The organism is Bacillus sp. THAF10 (assembly GCF_009363695.1).
GTDB lineage: Bacteria > Bacillota > Bacilli > Bacillales > Bacillaceae_I > Sutcliffiella_A.
The window spans coordinates 3,489,264-3,509,290 of the sequence record NZ_CP045403.1; the positions used below are offsets into that span (position 1 = coordinate 3,489,264).

22 protein-coding genes and 1 pseudogene are annotated in these 20,027 nt (G+C 41.1%); 2 read left to right on the forward strand and 21 right to left on the reverse strand.

The window, feature by feature from the left end; all coding sequences use genetic code 11:
• Positions 1-166: 166 nt before the first annotated feature.
• The 21 genes and pseudogenes from FIU87_RS18020 to FIU87_RS18120 all read right to left on the reverse strand — a co-directional run bounded on the left by FIU87_RS18020 (position 167) and on the right by FIU87_RS18120 (position 17,906).
• Positions 167-523, reverse strand: coding sequence for a flagellar protein FliT (locus FIU87_RS18020; RefSeq protein ID WP_152445851.1), 357 nt, complete (start codon positions 521-523; stop codon positions 167-169).
• Positions 523-924 (reverse strand): flagellar export chaperone FliS, encoded by a 402-nt coding sequence (gene fliS, locus FIU87_RS18025; RefSeq protein ID WP_152445852.1) that lies wholly within the window; start codon positions 922-924, stop codon positions 523-525. The genes FIU87_RS18020 and fliS overlap by 1 nt, the downstream gene beginning before the upstream one ends.
• Positions 925-943: 19 nt before the next feature.
• Positions 944-2,698 carry a flagellar hook-associated protein 2 gene (locus tag FIU87_RS18030; RefSeq protein ID WP_152445853.1) on the reverse strand — a complete coding sequence of 585 codons (1,755 nt, stop codon included), beginning with the start codon at positions 2,696-2,698 and terminating at the stop codon, positions 944-946.
• A 12-nt stretch (positions 2,699-2,710) separates the two neighbouring features.
• On the reverse strand, positions 2,711-3,058 hold the full coding sequence (gene flaG, locus FIU87_RS18035) for a flagellar protein FlaG (RefSeq protein WP_152445854.1): 348 nt from the start codon (positions 3,056-3,058) through the stop codon (positions 2,711-2,713).
• A gap of 58 nt (positions 3,059-3,116) precedes the next feature.
• Complete coding sequence (locus tag FIU87_RS18040) at positions 3,117-4,688, reverse strand: DUF4046 domain-containing protein (protein ID WP_152445855.1); 1,572 nt, start codon at positions 4,686-4,688, stop codon at positions 3,117-3,119.
• 405 nt (positions 4,689-5,093) lie between these two features.
• Positions 5,094-5,207 (reverse strand): annotated as a pseudogene (locus FIU87_RS21480) (flagellin); the annotation flags it as partial.
• 338 nt (positions 5,208-5,545) lie between these two features.
• Entirely contained in the window at positions 5,546-6,601 is a 1,056-nt protein-coding gene (locus FIU87_RS18050; RefSeq protein WP_152445856.1) for a flagellin N-terminal helical domain-containing protein, read from the reverse strand.
• Positions 6,602-6,767: 166 nt separating this feature from the next.
• Entirely contained in the window at positions 6,768-6,995 is a 228-nt protein-coding gene (gene csrA / locus FIU87_RS18055; protein ID WP_152445857.1) for a carbon storage regulator CsrA, read from the reverse strand.
• A 15-nt stretch (positions 6,996-7,010) separates the two neighbouring features.
• Entirely contained in the window at positions 7,011-7,448 is a 438-nt protein-coding gene (gene fliW / locus FIU87_RS18060; protein WP_152445858.1) for a flagellar assembly protein FliW, read from the reverse strand.
• A 12-nt stretch (positions 7,449-7,460) separates the two neighbouring features.
• Complete coding sequence (locus FIU87_RS18065; RefSeq protein WP_152445859.1) at positions 7,461-8,054, reverse strand: DUF6470 family protein; 594 nt, start codon at positions 8,052-8,054, stop codon at positions 7,461-7,463.
• Positions 8,055-8,328: 274 nt separating this feature from the next.
• Positions 8,329-9,207: a flagellar hook-associated protein FlgL gene (flgL, locus tag FIU87_RS18070; protein ID WP_152445860.1), complete on the reverse strand. Its 879-nt coding sequence runs from the start codon at positions 9,205-9,207 to the stop codon at positions 8,329-8,331.
• Between the two features lie 9 nt (positions 9,208-9,216).
• Positions 9,217-11,079 (reverse strand): flagellar hook-associated protein FlgK, encoded by a 1,863-nt coding sequence (flgK, locus tag FIU87_RS18075; RefSeq protein ID WP_152445861.1) that lies wholly within the window; start codon positions 11,077-11,079, stop codon positions 9,217-9,219.
• 12 nt (positions 11,080-11,091) lie between these two features.
• A complete protein-coding gene (locus FIU87_RS18080; RefSeq protein WP_152445862.1) occupies positions 11,092-11,556 on the reverse strand; it encodes a flagellar protein FlgN in 465 nt (154 codons plus the stop codon).
• Positions 11,557-11,570: 14 nt separating this feature from the next.
• Positions 11,571-11,858, reverse strand: a complete 288-nt coding sequence (flgM, locus tag FIU87_RS18085) for a flagellar biosynthesis anti-sigma factor FlgM (RefSeq protein WP_367643898.1) — start codon at positions 11,856-11,858, stop codon at positions 11,571-11,573.
• Between the two features lie 40 nt (positions 11,859-11,898).
• A complete protein-coding gene (locus FIU87_RS18090) occupies positions 11,899-12,309 on the reverse strand; it encodes a TIGR03826 family flagellar region protein (RefSeq protein WP_152445863.1) in 411 nt (136 codons plus the stop codon).
• Between the two features lie 61 nt (positions 12,310-12,370).
• Positions 12,371-13,042, reverse strand: coding sequence for a ComF family protein (locus FIU87_RS18095; RefSeq protein WP_172971102.1), 672 nt, complete (start codon positions 13,040-13,042; stop codon positions 12,371-12,373).
• Between the two features lie 28 nt (positions 13,043-13,070).
• Positions 13,071-14,561: an ATP-dependent helicase ComFA gene (locus tag FIU87_RS18100; RefSeq protein ID WP_152445865.1), complete on the reverse strand. Its 1,491-nt coding sequence runs from the start codon at positions 14,559-14,561 to the stop codon at positions 13,071-13,073.
• A gap of 70 nt (positions 14,562-14,631) precedes the next feature.
• On the reverse strand, positions 14,632-15,474 hold the full coding sequence (locus tag FIU87_RS18105) for a DegV family protein (protein ID WP_152446650.1): 843 nt from the start codon (positions 15,472-15,474) through the stop codon (positions 14,632-14,634).
• 132 nt (positions 15,475-15,606) lie between these two features.
• Positions 15,607-15,972, reverse strand: coding sequence for a hypothetical protein (locus tag FIU87_RS18110; RefSeq protein WP_152445866.1), 366 nt, complete (start codon positions 15,970-15,972; stop codon positions 15,607-15,609).
• Between the two features lie 46 nt (positions 15,973-16,018).
• Positions 16,019-16,738, reverse strand: coding sequence for a response regulator (locus FIU87_RS18115; RefSeq protein ID WP_152445867.1), 720 nt, complete (start codon positions 16,736-16,738; stop codon positions 16,019-16,021).
• Between the two features lie 25 nt (positions 16,739-16,763).
• Positions 16,764-17,906 carry a sensor histidine kinase gene (locus FIU87_RS18120; protein WP_152445868.1) on the reverse strand — a complete coding sequence of 381 codons (1,143 nt, stop codon included), beginning with the start codon at positions 17,904-17,906 and terminating at the stop codon, positions 16,764-16,766.
• 356 nt (positions 17,907-18,262) lie between these two features.
• On the opposite strand from FIU87_RS18120, the gene FIU87_RS18125 reads away from it, so the two are divergent.
• Both FIU87_RS18125 and FIU87_RS18130 read left to right on the forward strand, forming a co-directional pair.
• Complete coding sequence (locus FIU87_RS18125) at positions 18,263-18,895, forward strand: YigZ family protein (RefSeq protein WP_152445869.1); 633 nt, start codon at positions 18,263-18,265, stop codon at positions 18,893-18,895.
• A 24-nt stretch (positions 18,896-18,919) separates the two neighbouring features.
• Complete coding sequence (locus FIU87_RS18130; protein WP_152445870.1) at positions 18,920-19,900, forward strand: LCP family protein; 981 nt, start codon at positions 18,920-18,922, stop codon at positions 19,898-19,900.
• Positions 19,901-20,027: the final 127 nt, after the last annotated feature.

Genomic DNA, 20,027 nt, shown 5'->3' on the forward strand with positions numbered 1-20,027 from the left:
ATATTTCTACAATACCCAACAGAATTCCTGCCTAAACGTAAAATTTATGTGAAGATTTTAAGAACCCGTCAAAAGCCTATTCTGATGGGGTGAAACAAATATATGCAGGACATTGGTAAAACTTTCTTGATTAAAAAGAAAAAACCCTCAAAAAATTTTAAGGGTTTTAGTTCCGTTTATCATAGTACATTCCATCAGCAGTCGGAGCATTGTAGGGTTTCCCATAGGCACGAACTGATTTTCGAGACTGTTGGACCTGTCCCCATTCTTTTTTTAGCTGCTTTTGGTATGCTTCCAATTTTGAGGGGATAGATTGACTAGCTAAGGCAATCTTTTTACCGATCATCATTTCTTCCTCAGAAAAAGGAGGAGAAAGTGTAGAAATGAGTTGGTCTCTAAGCTCCAACACTTTGTCTATTTCTTCAATAAAGGATTCTCGTTTTTCATCCTCACTTGGTAACGGACGTTCTAAAAGAGTTAAAAGATGTATTGTTACTTTTTCTAAATTTTTTACCACGCCCATTAGGCTTGGCCACCTTGCGCAAAAGCTTGCTGACGGGAAGTCTGAATTACCTGTTTCCAAGCGTCACGGAAATCGGTCATATGACTCTCGACTTCTTCAACAACCTTGACGTCATTTTTAACATTTGCATCAATTAACCGTCGGAGCATGTATTCATACATAATCATCATTGATTTACCAACCTCTTGGGAGGTGTCCAACGTCACCATAAGCTCCTGAATAATTTTTTGCGCTTTAATTAAGTTGGTGTTTTTCATCTCGATGTTTTTTTCTTCTATCCCTTTTTTTGCCATCTTCATGAATTTTAAGGCGCCGTTATATAGCATTAATGTCAGCTCCCCAGGGGAAGCGGTGTTAACTGAATTCTGTTGGTAGGCTTGATATGGATTTTTCATTGCCATTGTTGTTCACTCCTTATGTTCAGCCACTGAAAAATTGACTCATTAATTGTGTGGATTGTTGATTTGCTTGTCCGATGGCTTTTTCCATTGCAGTGAATTGGCGCCAGTAGCGGTCCTCTACTGTTTGCATGCGACGTTCAAATGCGGAAATTCGTTGGTCGACATTTAAGAGCTCGCGGCCAATGGTAAACTGTTGTTGTGTTCTGGTGGCATTTCCTGCACGCGCTTCAACACTACTGATGGTAGATCGTGCCGCGTCACGCATCTTTCTAGCAATCCCTAGGTCAGAGCCATTTTCCCCATTCGATGTAAATAGCTGCATTACTGAATTTGGGTCTTCGGCAATTGCCGTACGAAGCTTGTCTTCATCGATAACAAGCTTGCCTTTTTCAAGATAGTTTGCACTTGTCGTAATACCGATTTGTGCAAGCTGACTGAATGCCCCATTTAACCCTGAAACAGATTCATAGAGAGAATTCCGCATTTTCCCGAGCCCAGAAGAAAGGATAGAGTCATTGCGCAGCATCCCACTCTTTGCTTTTTCTTCCCACTGTTCGATCTGTTTTTCTGAAAGAGATTCCTGCTCTTCATCAGAAAGAGGTTTATAATCGCGGTAAACCGGTTCACCAATTTTACCATTAATTTTTTCAATAAGTTCATTGTATTTTGTTAAATAGTCCTTCACAGCGTTGAAGGTATGATCGGTGTCGTTTGCTACATTAATGACAGCAGACTCACCAGCAGCCGTGTTTTCTTTTAAGTTAAATGTAACACCATTGATCGTGAAGGTATTAGAGTTACGCTTTGTAGTGACTCCGTTGATGGTAACACTTGCAGCGGTTCCGCCGTTTTCTCTCGTTTCATCGAGATTCATTACACCAGTCAAAAATACCCCTTGAAACGCTATTTCATTCCCTGAGCTATTAAAATCGCCAGCTTCTCCCTTACTTAACACTAATCCACCATTATGCTCATCATAAAATGCAGTTAATCCTAGAGGAGAAGCATTAATTTTTGAAACGATTTCGTCCATTGTGGTATCTGCATGGAAATTAAATTCGTTATCAACCGCCTCTCCAGCCTGATTATAGGTGGTAATCGTGAAGCGATAGTTTGCAGGTACTTCTACTTCCGTTCCAGCATCTATTGTGTTATTGAAAATGATGTCACCTGTCGCTTCATCATAAAATGCTTGGTTTTTTCCAGCCTCAAACTTGTCCATACTATCGACCATCGTATAGGTTAAGGTTTCCCCTGCAACATTTTTCACTTTCACTAATGACATATCCGCAGGGTCTAGTCCTGTTCCAACTTGAATCCGGTCTGTTGCTGCTGCCAAAGTAGTTGGTGGAAGGGTTGGAGAAAGCGTATTATAGTTAGCAATATTTCCACGCTGCTCCCATAAGCTTTTCGAAGTATCAAGCTTTTCCGCTCCACTCATCATAGATGAAGCTGATGCATTGGTGGCGACCGTTGCAACCTGAACATTCGAAAGGGTATAGGAAACATTGGATGCACTAGAAACCGCTGTTGCTGACACCTTATCATTCGTTGATGTGACTTGCTTTTGAGAGTAAGTACGCTGAAGAGTCATATCAAAGGATTGATTGCTAAACTCATTCAGGAGCCTATTTACCTCGCGATACTCGTCTCGTTTCCACTCTAGCAACTGCTTTTGCTGAGTCAGTTTGTTCATTGGCATGCGCTGGGCCTTCATCAAGTCCGTTACCATTTGATTAATATCTAACCCACTCTGAAATCCAGTTAAACGCATATATTTCACCACCTAAATCTTTTTATCTACAAATAACCCCATATATTCTGTCATCGCTGCATACATATCTAAAAATTTCTTCGAAGGAATCTCGCGTATGACTTCATCGGTGGCAATATCCACCACTGTCACATAGTATTCCTCCAACTCATCATGAAGCTGAAAACGAACCGAAACATTCATTGGCTTCATAAACTCGTTCATGCCATCCACAATCGTTTCCATCTGTTGCTTACTTTGCTCTGGATGAGTCTTTTTCGTTTCCGTAATTGAATCTACAATCTTTGTTGAAACCGTTTCTTGCTTAACTTGTACCTTGAATGCGGGATCTAAGATGCTACCTATTGGCGAAATGTGCATACGGGTCCCCTCCGTGAAATGTTTACTCTAGTAGTAATATCGGAAGAACTATTGAAAGTTAAAGTAAAGATTTAAATTTATTCTTTATACTTTCATACCCAATATTCTTGATGTCTTCAGGAAAAATGGGAAGGAATTTATACCCCTTTAAATTTTGAAAGTATTGCATTTTTCTTTCAGACTTTTCTTTATACCCCTTGTATTTATCACTATGAAATAGGCCGAAATATTCAACGATAATAGATTGCTCTTGTAACTCTATAATCCAATCAGGATAATATCCTTCACCACTTACAGAATTTATGAATTTAGTTTTTTCTCTTGTAACTTCCGCATCCTTTAACCATTCCAATAGAAAATTGTGTATCTGTAACTCTTCCATTGAATCGCATAGTTGACCATCTACTCCCACATGTAATCTAAATTCTTCAGGAGAAAACGAATATTCCGGAAACGATTCAATAATCCACAGGTGAAATTTACTATCATAATGCCGATCAACCAAACTGATGAATCTAGGAAAAACCTTACGAAAATATGAACGTGTTAAGTTGGGAATGTTCTCCCTGTAGATATTTCTTTTGACACAAAAAGTTCGTAATGCTTGAATCCTATTTTCTTTGCTATACCAATATCTATTAGGAACTCTTTGGAACTCTGTCACCTCAAATTGCCCTGGGTACAGTTTGTTAACCAGTTCAATGGGAGATGCATTAAACTCTTGAATAAGACCGTATAGACCTTGTTCTTGGAAAAATGCCTTAGTGAAATATTTTGGAATGTCTTGATGAGGGATGTTGTGGTCTTTTAGAAGAGAGTTGATAGTGGTTCTTACATTTTGGATATCTTTCCAATATCTATTAGTTTTACGGAATTGTGCTTTGCTAAAATCAGCGGGGAATAAGGAACAGATTAATTGAGATGAGGAGCCTTTGTGTCTTTTTAAAAGGGTACCAAAATGGTAACGAATTAACAGTTCTTGGGTTACCTTAGTAGGTATCTCATGAAAACTAATATCTTCAGTCTCTATCATTTCAAAAATTCTCTTTCTTGCATTTTCTGCATTGTCCCAAAAACCTTGAGGAACACTCTTAAAATCGAAGACTGTGTATTCACCTGGATAAATGGCATTAATTAATTTAAAAAGTGAATTTCCATTTCTTTTAAGTGCGTTTGACATACCCCATTCTAATATTAATTCCATTGTTATGTTTTTGATAACATTTTCCTTTGTATAGCCATATCGTTGCATGCATTTTTCAAAGTGTTTCTTGATGTTTTCATTTATTGACCAATAGCCCTTAGAAACTCTACCAAAATCTGTTTCATTATAACAATCTTTATACACAAACATTATTAACATACGTATAGATGAAAAACGGTTCAGAATTCCTAATAATTTGTTGTCACATAATACTTGTCTAGAAACTTTAGGAATCTCTTTCTTATTTAACTTTAGCTTTTGTTCCACTAAAAATCGAACAACAATGATTATATTCATTTTTTTTAACCATGTACCTGACGGGAATGATTTTTTTCTTCCAGATAATACTTCTAAAAAGACTAAAACTATTTTTTGCTCGCTTAACAAGTTCGTCTTTATATTACGGTATTTATCTAATTCATCCATAAAATCACCTCTCAAATATTGTAACACAAAACGAACACACGTTCTAGTTGAAGTGTTTATTTTGAAAATAAATATAAAGACCCTCTTAAACTTAGAGGGTCTTCAATTAAAAAAGTGTCATTATGTTTTCATATCAATACTCTTTCCCAAACAAGGATTTGTATGTTGCGGAGTGATACTGCAAGAAGTAAAAAGATTTTTTACAACATTCCTTTGCTGTTCAGCATTAACCACTAACTTCTATAAAAGAAATGGTGCTGAATCCATACTTTGGCTCAATAACATATGCATCATAGCGACCATATAATTCCTCACTTAATTTAGAAAGATACTTTTTTCTAAATCCTTTCCAAATCATATGCAAAAGAGACCCTAGTAAATCTAGAGTCTCTTTTAAAGCTGATTTTAACGAAGAAGTTGTAATACTCCCTGTGGCTGCTGATTCGCTTGAGCTAACATAGCTTGAGCAGCTTGAGAAAGAATAGAGTTTTTAGTTTGATTCATCATTTCTTTCGCCATCGTGCGAACATTTGCTTTCACAAATGACCAGACTATATCTTCACCCTCTAATGTAGGGGTCGGGCACTTCGGATTCACAATGCTGATGTACATTGTTTCACCTACGGATTTCATCATCATAGCATTTGCCTTAGATGGTTTATCCTAGTCGTTGAACCTTCTCCATCCTTTCGGAACAGGAGCTTGGCTGCTGATTGCCAAATCTTTTCTTTTTTTGGACCTTCACGCCTGTCGTTTCCAACTACGTTGTGGCAAGAAAAGCTCTTATGGGTTTCCAGCAATTCACCCGATAATTATCACTAACCGTTACCAGTTAGGACGACTGTGCTCATTGCTGCTTAGGCAGCTAAAGCATAATCAACGTCACGGATACGAGATTCCGCAGCAGTAAGATTTTCAGATGAAGTTCCTAAGTTATTGATTGTATGTTCTAAGCGATTTTGGTATGCACCAAGTTTTGAACGCTCTGCAGATACTTGAGTTATTGCTTTATCAATAACTTCTATATTCGAATCAAATCCTGCGCCAGCAGACGTTAAATTAACATCGTTTATACTAGCAACGGTTCCAGATACAGAAGTTCCAGTTCCTAATGCAGTTGATCTCATATCCGCAATACTTATATCAAGAGTAGTACCACCGTTAGCACCAATTTGAAAACTTAATTGATTACCAGATGTCACAATTGTTTCTGTGTCAAAAGTTGCATTACTAAAATCCGTATTAGCAGAGAAGTTTAATTTTAGCCCTAATGAATCAAAATTTAATGTCTGACCTGCACTCATCGTATTTACTTCAGTTACAGACAACGTTTGAGAAACACCACTATTTGTACCAGTAACAGTTATTTCATTAGCAGTTTCATCAACAGCAAATGTTAAAGTTTCTCCTGATGCAACTCCTGATACATCAATAGAAATACCAGCACCTGTAAATGTATTGTTACTTCCATCACCAGCAGCTGCTTGTACCCCAAGACTACCTGTTAGTAATGGTTTAGTGTTGAATTCTGTTTTTTCACCAATACGAGTAACTTCATCTTTTAATTGATTAAATTCTTTTTGTAATTCTCCAAGGTCATCATTAGTATTAGTATCATTATTTGCTTGAACAGAAAGTTCACGCATACGTTGAAGAATAGAATGTGTTTCGTTCAAAGCACCCTCGGCAGATTGTAGTAAACTCACACCATCTTGTGCATTCTTTGCAGCCATATCTAACCCACGGATTTGCCCTCTCATTTTCTCAGAAATAGCTAGTCCAGCTGCATCGTCCCCAGCTTTATTAATACGTAACCCAGAAGATAATTTCTCCATAGACTTCATTTGCGCATTGTTAGCAGAACCAAGTTGACGGTGCGTGTTCAACGCAGCGATATTGTGATTAATTCTCATTTCACTTTTCCTCCTTGAATGGTCGCCGATTTCACATCCTTGTGTAATCGGTGTTAGATTTGCAGTTAGTTCAAAAGTCGGCCGCCTTTCGATTCTAGCTGCTTACATGTTTTATATCGACCTCTCTCGACAAGTGTTTATAGAGGATTGGAGAAAAAGTTACAAATTATTTTTTTAGTTGGTCTGATAAGGCCTTTAACATATCCAGAGAGGAGTGGGCTGCGGCATTGTTTTCTTCTTGGATGGAAAGGTAGACTTCTTTTCTATGTATCTCAATTTGCTTTGGGGCCGAAATTCCGAGTTTAATTTGGTCACCGCTAATTCCTAGCACCGTAATTTCAATATCATCTCCAATTTTGATGGCTTCATCTGTTTTACGAGTTAATACGAGCATGCTTTCTCCTCCTCTCTATTTTGCTAGCTTTTCTACAAATAACTTGTGCTTAGTTTGGTAGCTTGTACCTGTTAAGATAACCTGTTTTCCAATTTTCTTTTTCGTATTCACGACAATTGGTGCTTGCAAATTTGCTGTGGTTAAATGGAATGGATCGGCCATAGTAAGTACTGTGTAAACGACAACATCCTTCTCCGATTCCAGCTTTAGCGCTTCGACAGTTTGCTCATCAAGCTTAAAGTCGTATTCTGGGTAAAAGGGAAATGGATTTGTTAACACAAACCCCAACCCAGGTGTCGAAACAGATTGTAAAATAAAAAAGGTACCGTCATCTGAAAAAGGCAGAATTAAGAACTTTTTTTCCTCCTGAAACCCAGGAAGTCCACTAGGAAATTGTACAAACTCTTCAGCGTTACATTCTACTAACCCATGATATTTTGTTTCTATTTTCATCTCATCACAACCTTAAATTTTTTGTTCATAGCCGCCTGTTCCGACGTAACGTAAATTCTCAAAATCAATGTCGAGTGAGGCATAGTTTGCTAGCTTCACTTCAGTTGAGCCAGGAGTATAGTGGTGTGTTGGTTTATTAATTTGCGCATCAATAATCGGTCTGCGTTCCTGCCACTGAATATCCACTGAACTCGGCTCATAGTTTATTTTCACACTAAAATGTGAAGGAATCCAGCCAATATTAAATTGCTTCTCTGGCCCCTCGCTATTTCGCTTTGCTTGGCGAACAATCGCACCACCGCCGTTTTCAATCCGCATTAATTCATTTCCGTCTTGTGCCACACGCGAAAGTCCCTCCAGCCAATCTTGATAACCGAACTGGGCGGCTTCTTCTATTCTTCGTCCGACACTTTTTAAATCCATATCCTCACGCGCTTGTGTTTGGTCGATGGTTAATTTGGAAGGAGTCCGATTTATCGTTAGCTCTGGCTTAGGTTGCTCAATACTTAGCTCGGCTTTGGGCTGCTGAATTTCCTGTGTTGGTTTTTGAATATGAAGCTGTGTTTGGGCAGAAGTCGATTGCAATCGTATTTGTGGAAAAAGCATGGCGGACACCCCTTTCATTACTCTAGGATATTATATAGAAGAGTGTTGATGAGCAGTTTCTAGCTGATGATTGTAGCAAAAGACGTAGACTCCTGCGGGAATAAAGCGACAATCTTGAGACCCCACAGGCGTATCCGAGGAGGCTCAAGGTCGCCCCGCGGAAAGCTTAGTCTTTTGCGGAAATCAACAGCGGCGTCTAATGAGCTTATATACAAAAAAAACCGCCCCAAAGGACTGCCAGCTAGACAGTCTCCTCTAAGACAGTTCCTTTATCCTATCGTAAAAAATCTAATAATGATGGTTGAATCACTCGAGCGCCAACGCCAAGAGATGCACGGTGGACACTTTCCTGTGAAGTCAAATCCGTAATAACTTTTTCAATATCAGCATCCTCGTTATCCGAAAGAATTCGTGTTGCTACAACCTCCTGATAGCCAATGCGGTTATCAATCATCTCTAAGCGATTATAGCGGGCACCGAGCTCAGAACGTTCTGCAGAAATTAAATCCGCACCAGCGTCCAGCCTACCCATCAAATCTCCCAATGCATCCGTATCGCCATTCTCAAAAGCTGCCTGTAGTTCGTTCCATACTCCAAGCATCTCTTCACTGAAAACATTGTCCGAATTGATATTCGACTGCAGCTTAATTCCACGAGATACCTCCACCTCAAAAGGAGAATTCTCATTACTCACCGAGGTAGGGTTATTAGCGTCCACTATTCTTGGCTTATCTACTGCCGTTCCATTAAAAATGTACTTCCCTGCCACCTGCGTATTGGCTACCTGTACAAAATCGTGTTTAAGCTGCTCAATCTCTTTCCCAATTGCCTGCAGATCTTCCGGTGAGTACGTTTCATTTGAACCCTGAACAACCAGCTCACGCGCTCTGTGCATAACACTTTGTACATGGTCTAGAGCCGCTTCGGAATTCTCCATCCAAGCGTAAGATTCACTAAGATTTCGTTTGTATTGCTCAAGCTCTGTTAAGTTGGTGCGGTAGTACATCCCTTTCATCGCAACGACTGGATCATCGGATGGTTTGGAGATTTTTTTACCGGTGGAAAGCTGCTCCATGAGCTTCCCCATTTTGCTATAGCTTGTGCTAAGCTGACGCAAGGAGTTCTGCGTTAGCATGCTTTGTGTGACGCGCATTTTTTACACCTACCTTCCACCTAGGCCCATGCCGTTAATTATTTTATCTAAAAGCTCATCCGTTAACGTAATCATTCGTGCGGACGCATTGTATGCATGTTGAAATTGGATCATTTGTGTCATTTCTTCATCTAAGGATACGCCACTTACCGATTGTCGGCGCTGATCCACAGACAACCTAAGCGTTTCACTGTTATAGGAAAGTCGGTTTGCTTCCTGTGCATCTACCGCTAGACCACCAATCACACTTTCGTAATAGTTCTGGAACGTTGTCGATACCCCGTTCAGCTGCAAAGAGCGTGATTTAACTTCCGCAAGGGCTACTGCGTTACTACCATCTCCCACTCTCCCTGCTACTTCGCCGGTTTGTGGGATAGAAATGGTGATGAAATTTCCTTTGGACACATCCTCTAACCGAACATTTTCCATATTAAAGTTCACCGAAGGATCCCCGTTTTCATCTGTGAATTCCTCTGATAAGGCTGAACTTAATTCTTCTAGGCTAATAAAATTACCAGATGTCATTAGCTCCTGTTTCGGCGTTACAGACGCATCATGGATACTGTACGTAAATTGCTGTACACCTGCAGCATCGACGGTAGATTGTACCGTCACCGCAATGTTTTCCACTCCGTTATAGCCATAAAAATCACCAGTAGCCACAACCCCTTGGTTGTATCCGGAAGCTGCGATATTATCTAAGGATTGCATAATGTCGCCGGCGACCGTAAATAACTTCGCAGCATTTTTCTTGTTGTCTGCTGCGATAGCAGTATTTTGGAATTCAAAGAATTTAAAGGCTGTGTGTTCCCCAGTTTTCATGCTGGATATACTCCAACCGGACTCATGAACGCGGTTAATCTCCTCGGCAAATTCAAAGGCAACTGTATCCAAGTGGTTAAGCATATCGGGATAAAGGCCTTTTTCCTTGTCTCCGTCCATAAAACCATAAGAATCGATAAGGCCTCGCAGCTTGCCTGATGCTTGCAGGCTCTCTACGCCATAGCTCGTATCACCTAATCTGAAACCATCCACTAAGCCAGTGTCATGACGGTACTCTAAGGAAATGTTATTCACCCTTAACCCGCTACCATCCACAAGCGTGCCAATTCTGCGGCCAGTATCGTCCACCATCTCAATGGTTAGCTTGCCCTCTGCCAAACTGCTTGGGCTCCCACCAGTTCCAACTCGAGATGTTTTAATGTTCACAAGCTGTGACAGCTCGTCCACTAAACGATCTCGCTCATCATAAAGGTCATTGGCCAAATATCCGTGCGGCTCAAGCTCACCAATTTGTTTATTCACGTTATTAATTTGCTGTGTGAGGGCGTTCACCTGTTTTAGCGTGACATCCATTTCATTTTTTATGTCGCCCTGAACAGATGAAAGGGAATCAGATAAATACCGAAACGTTTCCGCTACCGCTAATCCACGCTGTCTTACTACCGATCTGGCACCAGCATTGGTCGGATTAACTGCAAGATCCTGAAACGCCTGCCAAAAGCGATCAAGGGTTGTCGATAGGCCTGTTTCAGATGGTTCATTCATGATCTCTTCCATTTTTTGCAGCGCATCGGCACGTGTTTCCCAATAACCAAGCTTGTTGTTTTCCCCTCGGTACTGCACATCAAGAAAGCTTTCTCGAACTCGCTGAATGCTTCCAGCTTCCACACCCGTTCCAATCTGTCCGGGTATTTGCGGACGGTTTAACGATGGAGCTGGAAATGGCTCGGTTTGCACAAAGTTAACTCGCTGCCTCGTATAGCCTGGGGTATTGGCATTGGCGATATTGTGACCAACTGTTTGAAGAGCTGTTTGCTGGGCTACAAGACCTCGCCTTGCTACCTCTAGACTATGAAATGTTGAACGCATGTTGTCTTCCTCCTAAGCTTTTGAGTCGAACATGGAGCGCGCAGGGGCACCTGTTGCTTTCTTTGTGTTTGCAGGCTTTTCGTAATTTACTGCAGCCGGCTGAGGGTTTAACGTATTAATGGTCATGGTGACATATTGAAGGGATTGCTCTAATAAAAGCTGATTGAGCTCATTTTGCTTTTTAATGTTTGAAATAATATCGGTCAACTGCTCTTTCAAAGAAAGAAGGCGCTCTTTTTCCTCTGCATTGCTGTTGTTTGCAAGCTCTGAAATCGTCTTTTCTCCAGACAACTGTTTCCGTTGCTGCTCAAGCTGCACAATCGCCCTTGTATATTGCTTTTCTTCGCGTGTAACTTCCTGAAGCTCATCCATCTTGTTTGCCTTCACAATCTCTTCTTTCCTGGTCGTCAATTCATAGAGATAGGAATGCAAGGTAACCATCTTTTCAAGTACAGATATAAGTGTTGAGTGAGACATAGCCGCTCCTTAGCTTAATTATTGAAATAGTGATCCATCATCTTGGTAGCTACTGCTTTCGTATCTACCTTGTACGTTCCGTTTTCCACTGAAATTTTCAAACTGGCAACTTTTTCCTGACGAGCTGCGGCAAATTGGGATTGCTCTTGCATCTCTTTTGCTTTACTGGAAATTTCCAGCTGATCTGCTTTTGGCTGGTGCTGTGATTGAATCTGCTGCTGCTTCATCTGATTCAAATATGGATTCACCTTTGAAGAACCAATGTTATTAATCTTCATTGCCATCTCTTCCTTTCCGTTCAAGTTTCTATCCTTCTTATCGGCAAAATATTAAAAATGTTAATTAAAACTTCTTGTAAACTGAATGGTAGGTTTTTACTTGGTTTTTCATTTTTTTCCGTTCCTCTTCCCGATCAAGCTCGGAAAGCTGTCCTTTAATGTCTTTTTTACAAGGTAAACATAACCGATCTTCTCTTATAATCGTACCACATCTGTCACACGGATACCCTAAATTCGGAAGCTGGGAAAGCTGAATTCTTCCCTTTCGGATAAATTTCGTAATCAAACTCTCTGAAACATCAGTCCCGCTCACGACCTGTTCCATCGTAGCCATTCGATTTGCTCGCTGTCTTAAAAATGCATATACACTCTGAAATTTTCCTTCTTCCTCTCGATAGCACGCTTCGCATACATCCCTAAACGCATTTTGCACGTAAATCTCCCCGCAGTTTGGGCAATTATCTAGTTGAGACATAACGCAACTCCCTTTCGAACAATAAGTTTCTATCCTTTATATCGTAAGAATGGGAGAAATGTTAACTGCGAATTAATGTTAAAGAAGCTACTCTCTCGGCACCAGCCTCCCGCAAAACTTCCGCCGCTAACCGCAATGTCGTACCGGTTGTGTACAAATCATCTACTAAAAGAATGTTTTTTTCTACAGATTTAGTGACAAAAAAGGGGTTCTCCTGATGCAAGCGTTCATAACGTCCTTTTTTTGATTGCTTTGTGGATTCCGTTCGCCCCAGCACCTCCTCTGTTTTCATATTTAGCAGTTCTGCCAGTAAAAGCGCCTGATTAAATCCACGGGTATAAAGTCGGTCTGTTGCAAGGGGAACGGGTACCACCACCGGAAAGTCCTTTTTATAATATTTTTGATAGACCTCACAAAGCGACTTCTCAAAAATCTCTGCTAGCGCAGCATCACCCCGATACTTAAACGCAGCCAACACGTTCTTCATCGGCTCATTATATGTATAAACGGAACGGCTCATCACGAGCAGCCCCTTCGTTTCTGGTTTTCCCTCCCATTTAAAGCAATCCAAACAATGCTCCTCACGGCGGTGCGCAGGTAGCACATCCTTCCAAAGCCGCCCACATCCTTTGCACACTTCGCCATCTATCTTTTCAAAAGCTTGGTCACACTCCTCACACAAGGGGACTTTCTTTGCAGCGATTCCAAGAAATTCTCCCCAACCAATGCTCACCACGATTTCCTCCTGACAGACAAAGCAACTACTCATCCAACAATCCTTCCTTTCGCGCTAGAACATTCATCCGGACAATTTGCTTCCTTGCCGCCACCATTTCCATTGTTTTTCCAAAATGAAAAAAGCGAACATCCCCATTTGCAAAATCTTTGCTTCGTCCCGCTCTTCCGCTTATTTGCACCAACGCACTCTCTGTAAACACGTCATCCTCCGCTCCTAGAACTCCCACCTGTACATTTTCAACGGTTACGCCACGCTCTAATATCGTTGTAGTCACAAGCACCCTTATGTCCCCTCTTCGAAATTCTGCCACCTTTTCCTTCCGTTTCGTATCCTTCGAATGCACTCCAGCCACAAGCTCCCCAAACTCTTTTTGTAAAATTGCCGTGATTTTTTCGAGCAGCTTGATATCCGGTACAAATAAAAAAAGTGGCCGCCCTTGTTGAACATGCCTTTTCACCCAATACAAAACATTCGCTGGAAGCTTCCCCTTACTCACTTTTTTCTCCCAGCGCCCACACCATTCAAAAATTGGCACAGGAAGCTTCTGCCGATGGTACCTGGCAGGTATCATCACAGCCTGTAACCTGTTCAATTTGACTGAAACCTGCATTTTTTTAGATGGAGTAGCACTCAAATACACCAACGTATGAATGCGTTTCAAAGCCTGATTTGCTGCATATTCAAGGGTGGCATCAATAGAATAAGGAAATGCATCCACTTCATCGATAATCAGCAGGTCAAACGCCTGATAGTACCGTAGTAACTGATGTGTTGTCGCAATCGTAAGCGGTGCATTTTTGCTACGATCCTCACTGCCTCCGTAAAGCGTAGCCACCTCCATGTTAGGAAACACTTCCTGCAGGCGTGGGGCAAGCTCGAGGACAACATCCGTTCTTGGTGTAGCAATACACACACGCTGCCCTAGGGTGAGCGCCTTTTGGATCCCTGCAAAAAGCACCTCGGTTTTCCCAGCTCCACAAACGGCCCAAACAAGTAAATTGGATTTCTCTTGAACAGCCTGGACCACCTTTTCAGAAGCAAGAGCTTGGCCTTTAGAAAGGATGCCGTTCCAAGTAAGTTCTGATGCATGTGATGACTGCTGCACCGTGTGCTTTCCACTCCAGCTAAAAAGGGGTGTACATTCACTTACCCGCCCCATCATAATGCACTTTCTGCAATACGCACACTTCTTCTGACAACGGGCACAAGCATACGAATAAAATAGTCCCTGATCCTTATTTGCACACCTTGTGCATCGATAGCCTTTGTTTGAATTAGTGACACCATGTTGGAGAGTTATATATCCTTTTTGATAATGTTCGTGAATGGTTTCTGGTGGAAAAGGAAGTTCATCTAAAAGAAGTCGTTTACCGGAGAGGTAATGTTGAAGGTCGGTGTTCAGTGGGTAATCTGAAGATTGGGACGGGTGAGGCAAGATAGCGAAGTCACTGATTCGCTTACCATCAGGCTGTTCACTGAGATAGAGAATATTATTTTTCAACGTAAAGAGCATTGATTTCCTCCTTATAAAAAACACCACAAGCAACGTTCTTCTGCTCGTGGTGTGGGTTTAATGGGTGTGATTAACGTTTGTACCAGCCTAGTCCCAACGCACCTTCTCCAAGGTGAGTACCAATAACTGGACCAAAATAACTTAGAAAGAATTCTACATGCGGATATTTTTGTGTTAGCTCTGCTTTCAACTCCTCAGCTTCAGCCTCACGGTTGGCATGAATAACCACAGCGCGCATTGGCACTTGCTCGGAAGCATCTTCATCAAAGAGCTCAAGCACGCGTTTTACCGCCTTTTTACGTGTCCTGATTTTTTCAAAAGGAACAATTTTCGTGTCCACAAAATGGAGAACAGGCTTTACCTGCAGCAGGCTGCCAACAATGGCTTGTGCGCTACTTAAACGACCTCCGCGCTGAAGATGAGATAAATCATCTACCATAAAATACGCGCGATCGGTTTCCTTCATCTTGTTAAGTCTTTCTAAAATTTCTTCCGGATTCTTGCCTTCTGCCGCCAGTTCCGCAGCCTCTAACACAAAGAACCCTTGAATCATACAGCTGATTTCAGAGTCGAATACATGAACATTTACATCGTCCACCATCTCCCCTGCAGCGACAGCTCCTTGGTAGGTGCCACTAATACCACTTGATAGGTGAATACTGACAATAGCGTCGTATTCCTTTCCAAGCTTTTCATAAAGCGCCACGAACTCCCCAATTGCTGGTTGCGAGGTGGAAGGCAGCTCGCGATTGTTCTTTACTTCCTGGTAAAATTGCTCGACTTTTATTTCTACTTCCTCTTGGTAGGATTCATTTCCGAAAATCACGTTAAGTGGAATCATATGTATGTTATGCTTTTCGCGTAGCTCTTTAGAGATATAGGCTGTACTATCTGTAACAATCGCCGTTTTCATATCGTGTAGACCTTCCTTATACATAATTTCTTTTGTCCATTGGGCATTCGCATGGATTTCCGTCAGCACCCGGACGCCGGGACTCGAAAAACCGTCTACCTTAGATTGTACATGAATCTGTTGGAAGTTTCATCATTTGTTTAGATTTTCGTCGGATGGGCGGTTGTTTTGCTTTTTAGATAACTTTTTTGAGCATTTCAAGTGATGAAAGCAGGTGAAATTGGAGCTGGTCTTGCTGAAAGTAGATATTGAAGGTGTTTTGGGGGAGATTTTTGGGGGCAAGGTGCCAGATGATTGGGTGTGAACATTTATTTTGTCCGCTTCGAGCAATATTTTGTCCACTTTTTCATTTTTTTGTCCATTTGAAGCAATAATTTGTCCACTTTTACTTTTTATTGTCCATTTGAAGCAAGATAAAGGCCATTCGACACCCAGTGACAAATTTCGCCCCCCACTCCCTGCTATACCCCAGGCTCCCCGGCTTGCCCTACTCTCCACCCTCCACCTCCCCCACAAAAAAAACCCCGGAGAAAAATCTCCAAGGCTATCTTACCTCTACCCAGCCATTCTTAATCGCAACAACTACCGCCTGGGTACGGTCATTTACATTCATTTTTTGAAGGATGTTACTCACATGGTTTTTCACGGTTTTCTCACTGATGAACAATGCCTCGCCGATTGCCTTATTACTTTTTCCGTCAGCCAACAGTTGAAGCACCTCACACTCTCGGCGTGTTAACAAATGAAGTGGGCGACGAATTTCGACCTGCTGATAGGTTGCAGAAGCAGAGCCGCCACTACCGTTACCATTACGCATGCTTCCGGCACCATTTTCTGACAAGCGGCGGTATTCGCGCACAAGGTTGTGGGTTACTTTCGGGTGAAGATAGGATCCACCGTCAGCAACTACCTTCACAGCGTCCACCAATGCGTCAGCATCCATTTCTTTTAACAAGTACCCGCGTGCACCAGTTTGCAGCGCGTGCGTGACGTAGTTTTCATCATCATGAATGGACAGAACAATGACCTTCGCTTCCGGATTGGCATCGACCAATCTTCGAGTAGCTTCGACTCCATTTACTTTCGGCATATTGATATCCATGATAAAGACGTCCGGATCATGCTGGGCCATTAAGTCCATGGCCTCATCGCCGTCGTCCCCTTCCGCTACTACGTGAAAGTTGGATTCAAAGTCCAAAATGCGTTTTACACCTTCACGGAAAAGCTGATGATCATCAATAATTACGATTTTTGTCGTATCCATTCCTCTCATCCTCCCAAATACATCTTCAGCTTAGCGGTATTTTGATGAAAACAGTGGTACCTTTATCAGGCTGGGATTGTATTTCAAGCTCCCCACTGATTAACTGTACTCTTTCTCTCATACCTATCAAGCCAAACGACTTTTCTTTTTTTTCTGTCGTGTCAAATCCTACGCCATCATCCTTTACGATGACAGTAATATGGGTAGGCTTAATTTCCAATTTTACCTGGATGGAGCTCGCCTGCGCATGCTTGATTGCATTTGTCAGGGATTCCTGCACTAGGCGGAACACTGCTACCTCTAAGTTGGCGGACAGCCGGTGCTCCACTCCAAGGTTAAAAAATTCTATCCGAGGATATCCTTTATGATAATCCTCGATAGTCGAAATATATTTTTTTAAGGTTGGCACAAGACCTAAGTCATCAAGTGCCATAGGGCGAAGATCATAAATGATTCTTCTTACTTCATATAATGCGGAGCGAACCATTACTTTTAGCGCACGAATTTCCGATAATGCTTCCCCTGGTCCTCTCTCCCGGTATGTACGATCGATGAGGTCAGAACGCATCATGACATTGGCTAGCATTTGTGCTGGCCCATCATGAATCTCTCGTGAAAGACGTCTTCGCTCCTCTTCTTGAGCTTCCATGATTTTAAAGCCAAATTCTCGTTTTTCAGAGGCATCGGCAATCATTTGTCCCACATGCTGCAAGTCACTTGTCACATAATTTAAAACGACAGAGACCTGGCTAACTAACCGATCTGCCTTTGAGATCGTTTCTTCCAAATTTAAAAGGCGGCGTTCAATTTCATTTCTACGGTTTCTAAGTTGCATTTCTTTTTGTGAAGTGGTGTGCAACTCTAATTGCAATTCATGAGCATGGTCGTAAGCCTGTCGTATTTGCTCTTCTGTGTAGTTTTTAAACTGCCTGCTTACTTCCGACAAACGGTTTCTTGCTTTACGGACTTGGCCTTCTAGCATATCCTGCTTTTGGATTTGCTGGGTTACTTCCAGCTTCACCTCATTCAGCTCTCTGCCAAGGCTTTCAAATTCTTTACGGGAATTTTCCCCTATTTCAAAAATTTCGTCCTTACTCGCTTCAACTGCATTTACCATTTGTTCAATAATCATGTCTAATTGTTTAGAGTTTATAACTTTCCGAGACATAGGACATCCCCCAAAAGACCCGGTATTCTTAAAAGAATAACAGGAATACTTCTTTATCTATATAGTGCATTATACCCAAAAACACAAAAGAGACTATATGTTATATCATTCAAAATATTCCAATCGTTTTTGGGGGTACTTGTCGAAAAATGTTCGCCCTTTGATTATATCGGACGAAAGTTTTACTTGTATAACATAGGCATTACAATCGCATTAAACTTTGTCGTTTTTTGCAGAAAGAGGAGGAATGCACTAGTTTTTAATTGATGTACTTCCCCTGAGGTTTTATAATAGAAAGAGTATGGCTTTTTAATGCCTATACAATTGTCGCCAGCCTATAAAGGAGAGTTGTCAGAGTGCTACCTCATTACTATACCGTAAAAGGGCAAGGAGAGCATGAAATAACCATTCAAAAATCACGTTTCATTGCCCACATTGCTAGAGCAACAAAGGAAGAAGAAGCCCAAAGCTTCATCCAACAAATAAAAAAGAAGCATTGGGATGCGACACACAATTGCTCAGCTTACTTGATTGGCGACCGTGATCAAATCCAAAAAGCGAATGACGATGGGGAACCAAGTGGCACTGCGGGTGTTCCTATCCTAGAAGTCCTAAAGAAAAAACATTTAAAGGACACAGTAGTTGTCATTACCCGCTACTTTGGAGGAATTAAACTTGGTGCCGGCGGCCTAATTCGCGCATATGGAAAATCAACTTCAGAAGGAATTAATGCAATAGGAATGGTTGAACGTAAATTAGTGCAAATTATGCATACAACCGTTGAATATACTTTGCTCGGGAAAATAGAGAATGAACTAAGAGCTTCCGTATATATGATTAAAAATATACAATACTTGGAAGATGTAACTTTTGAGGTTTACGTGGAGGAAAAGAGCATCACGGAGTACCAAGATTGGATTACTGATCTTACAAACGGAAAAGCGCAATTCACAACAGGAGAATCCGTTTACTTGGAACAGGATAGGTAAATTTTTGAAAGAGGAGACAAAACATTGGTTAATTCAAGATATGAAAAAAAGAACAGGAAAAGAAAACGACTAAAACGTATTCTATATACTTTTCTTATTCTTTTCTTAGTAGTTGTAGCTTATGGTGGATACCTTTTTTATGAAACATTTCAAGCAGCAAATCAAGCTTACACTGAATTGGACAGGGAAAAATCAAAATATCGCGAGAAGGAAGTTAAAATCAATAAAGATCCTTTTTCCGTGCTAATCATGGGTATTGAAGATTACTCAACAGGCGGGGAAAACGGTAGAACAGATACATTGATTGTCGCAACGCTAAACCCGAAAGAAAAGACCATGAAATTATTAAGCATTCCACGTGATACACAAGTGTATTATGAACATCTTGGTTATAATTCGAAAATAAATCACGCCCATGCATATGGCGGTAAAGAAATGACCATTGAAAAAGTCGAGGAGCTTTTAGAGGTTCCCATTGACTATTATTCAACCGTAAATTTTGAAGGATTTAAAAACGTGGTCGATATCGTTGGCGGCGTAGAAGTAGAAGTGCCATTTGACTTTACGGAGAAATCAGATGTCGACAACTCGACCATCTATTTTACAGAAGGAAAAATGAAGTTAAGCGGTGAAGAAGCTTTAGCTTATGCACGTATGAGAAAACAAGATCCTCGTGGTGACTTTGGCCGAGGAGATCGTCAAAAGCAAATCATTCAAGCAGCTGTAAGTGAGGTATTATCTCCAGGCAACCTGTTGAAGGTAGATGATATCGCGAAAGAAATGGGCGACAATGTTCAAACTAACATTAAAGTGTCAGAAGGTATTGGGCTAAGCAGATTGTATGCAGGATTTAATTCATCTAATATGGAGAATTTAACACTTGAAGGTGCCGACGACAATAGCACAGGTGTTTACTATTTCATTCCTTATGAAGAGAGCATACTGGAAGTTAGAGCTAAACTGCAAGAACACTTAGAAATTGAAGACACTACTACAGCAGAATAACTTACAAGACTTTGGGACCTAAACGGAACCCAAAGTCTTTTTTTCATGTATTAAAAAAGCACTTACCACATGAATGGGTAAGTGCTTTCTATTAAACTATTAATTTTTCCTGAGAAAGGAATGTCGT